The organism is Erwinia pyrifoliae DSM 12163 (genome assembly GCF_000026985.1).
Lineage (GTDB): Bacteria > Pseudomonadota > Gammaproteobacteria > Enterobacterales > Enterobacteriaceae > Erwinia > Erwinia pyrifoliae.
Map to the genome: position 1 here is coordinate 1 of NC_017388.1, position 3070 is coordinate 3070.

Genomic DNA, 3070 nt, shown 5'->3' on the forward strand with positions numbered 1-3070 from the left:
TGGCCTGTTTCCGGTTAAAGGAGCGATAACGTGAAGAAAGGGTTGCTGTTAAGTGTGTTGCTGGCGCTGTCGGTGGGATGTCATGCGGCGGGAAAAGCAGAAGCTGTGTATACCGGTCCTGACTGTTCCAAAGATGCGGACGGGCCAATATTTAGTGGCCTATGGGCTACTTTTAGTTCTGATAAAATAAAGTACAAAAAATACTATGATTTTATGCTTTCTGATGGTTCAGATAGTCTGAAAATAACTCGTCTTTCCTCTGAAAAGATAAGTAAAAAAGAAGCTGAGCGCCTAATGTATCGTCGAGCAAAAAGAGATGGAATAAAAGAAGCTGAAATAAAAAATAGAGGCATTGTAGATCAATACCTGGGGGAGGATTTGTATAGGCAGTATTACCTTGTTGAGTCAAAGGATAATTTTAAATTAATCGCTGAGTTTTACTCAGCTTCCCTTCCTGGGAAATACCCTGCTGGGTCTAGGAAGGGTCAATCTTGTGGTAATGACTTGGAACGCATCTATGTCATCTCTGATGCTATTGATGGGCACACTTTTGATTTTTCTACGCACTGATAACTAATTTTTTTGAAAGAAGCCAACTTCCATAACTTAGATTGTTGGCTTTTTCTATATACCAAGCGCACGTTTAATTTCCTTCAGTGCTTGCTCTCTTCTTGTACTGCCGTTATATCCACCATTAACCAGATAAGTAATTCTCGAAAATTTATCTGCATCTGCCAAGTCATTTAAATTTTTTAATTTCCAGTATGCACACGCAGTCCTTACGGCAAGTGAATAATCTTGAGCAACTTTTTCTGGGTGATTTAATAAGTCCTCATTGAACATCTCACCGTATTTTTGATAATTTTCCCGTCCAGTAAGATGCAGCAACCCTCTGCCAATATATTTTGGGCCATCCCCCGGTTTATGGTTACCGACAAGGTGCCCTGCTCTTGTATCGGGTTCGTATTCTTTGCCGCCATGTGCAGGGTTTTCTGTCATGTACAGGAAGTCCTGCGTTTCAACACAGGACTGTGCCAGAAAATGCGCCACCCGGAGCTTTGTTGTGATGTCGTAATGCGGGAACCATAAGTTCATGGCCGGAGCCAGCGCCCTGAAGTTGGCGTCCTGAATATCGCGTCTCTGGTGGTTGGATATGTAGGGCTTAGCAATACGTTTCAGCAGTTCATAGGTGACATTTACGGACATGCAGATTTCCTTTTCAGATTTCGCGGTTCTCTTTGATGTTCCATCCGGTTAGCGATTCCGGTCCTTTTCCGCCGCTGGCGGTTTGCTCCCTGTAGGACAGACGAACTGATGCCGCCTGAAATCCGTATCGCATCGCAATCTCCTGGCTTCCGCTGACGCCGCTGTAACTCACACGGGTAATCAGCACATCCTCAAGGGTAATCAGGTTGTATTCCATTTGTGAGCCGCCCGCCTTACAGACTGATATTTCCAATCTGCTAAGGTGCTTACCGTTAGCACAGTATTTCAGCAGGGCTGGCGTTGCGCTGTCTGTAAATGCAATAACGGTAAGATCCTTAAAGCTGACCTTTCCTGCGCCTGCACCGCCGGCCGTATGCGCACTGGCTGGCTGTGACGCGCCCCATTCAACGGAAAGTATGTCCGTCCATCCCTTGTGAGATGCATCCTGCGATTCGCCGGTGATCCCTCTGACGCGCATGAACTGGTTTGTCGCCATGAATATTATCCTTGTTCCGGGTTGAGTGGCGTCACCCTGCACATGACGTCGTGCGGGCATGATAACAAAAAGGTAAAAAAAGCCTAATGCCCCCGTGGTGGGTACACCAGAAAACGGGGAGCGGAGCGACCAGCGTCAGGCCGTTCGTTTGAGTTCTTATTTTGTGGGTGTTGCGCCGGAACTTGGCGATCACGCTTCACCACGAATGCTGCCTTGTTGCTCATTTATCAGGTGCTAGTTGCGTACTGCGAGACGGGGCAGAGCCAGCTTCTTTCCCGAGCTGGTTAGGTTTTTCACCTTCCCACCGTTTGCCTGTTTATCCTGCCGGAGTCCGGGGCGTAGACCTGAGCTTCAAGGGTGCAGATGTGATTTTAATGTCGTTGAATGGTATTAAGCTGGTAGTGACACGGCTAGCCAGCCCTGCTAGGATTAGATCGCGACTTCTGAATCCGAGCAGTCATCTGCGCGAATTAGAGTACCTAAGCCCTGTGATTCTGTCACGGGGCTTTTGTACATATGTAGCCAGAAAAATCTATCTGCCTCAGTTAGATCGCAACGCCCGCCGCAGTCTCATGACCGAACGGAGTGAGCGAATGAGCGAGGAGGCGTCATGTCATCTGCCCTGACATAGTACCGGGTCACTCCTGAGCCACATATCACGCCTGCCACATGAAGCACTTTCCTGATCCCCAACACCGTGACGACATATATATTTAAGCCATTATACACCCCGCTAGTGCTCCGTGACTGGTTCGGCGCAGCGCCCGCAACCAGTCAGGTTCAAAAGCCGGACAGGGTATGTTTTGTCATTACCGCCACTTAGTGCCGGCGACAAAACGGCAGGATAAGATGTGTTTTTGGAGTACCGCCGGCACTCCAGACCCTTCGTCAGGGCTGCGCCCCGACACCCTGCCAACACTTCACGGAACCGGATTAAAATCCGTTCCCGTTCACCGTTTCTTTTTCCGAAAGCCGTCCGCTCAGCTTTTGATACAGCGCTTCGGCCTGTTCGTGCAGCTTTTCACAGTCTGCCGCTTCGTCATCGAGATCGAGTACGTCGAGCTTTTCGAGCAGCAGCAGCGTCTGTCCCCGGATAAACTTCGCCATGTTCAGGGTGGTGGTTTCCTGCTTGTTCATGCGCACTTATTCCGATTACGGGTGAGATTCGGGATGAAAACGTCAGTCAGGCATTCTGCTGCATAACCATGCATACAGGCAAAAGCGCCTGAGGGCGTTTCTGACGAATTTTCTCCAGGAAGACAAGGTTTTTTACGGCTTACGGCTTCAAAGGGCTCTGAGTGCGTCTCAGGCGGTGCGGGCAACGGGTGTTATGGTAAATTTGATAAACAGACAGGGTGTCCACTATGC

General features: G+C 49.0%; 4 protein-coding genes. 1 reads left to right on the plus strand and 3 read right to left on the minus strand.

All coding sequences use genetic code 11. The features are described from left to right. The first annotated feature begins 30 nt into the window (after window positions 1-30). On the plus strand, window positions 31-570 hold the full coding sequence (locus EPYR_RS18415) for a hypothetical protein (RefSeq protein ID WP_012814654.1): 540 nt from the start codon (window positions 31-33) through the stop codon (window positions 568-570). 54 nt (window positions 571-624) lie between these two features. Here the strand turns inward: EPYR_RS18415 and EPYR_RS18420 are convergent, their stop codons facing one another. The 3 genes from EPYR_RS18420 to EPYR_RS18430 form a co-directional block, all read right to left on the minus strand. Then, window positions 625-1206 (minus strand): glycoside hydrolase family 19 protein, encoded by a 582-nt coding sequence (locus EPYR_RS18420; protein WP_012814653.1) that lies wholly within the window; start codon window positions 1204-1206, stop codon window positions 625-627. Window positions 1207-1219: 13 nt separating this feature from the next. Continuing rightward, complete coding sequence (locus EPYR_RS18425; RefSeq protein WP_012814652.1) at window positions 1220-1702, minus strand: Hcp family type VI secretion system effector; 483 nt, start codon at window positions 1700-1702, stop codon at window positions 1220-1222. A gap of 933 nt (window positions 1703-2635) precedes the next feature. Then, complete coding sequence (locus tag EPYR_RS18430; RefSeq protein ID WP_012814655.1) at window positions 2636-2839, minus strand: Rop family plasmid primer RNA-binding protein; 204 nt, start codon at window positions 2837-2839, stop codon at window positions 2636-2638. Window positions 2840-3070: the final 231 nt, after the last annotated feature.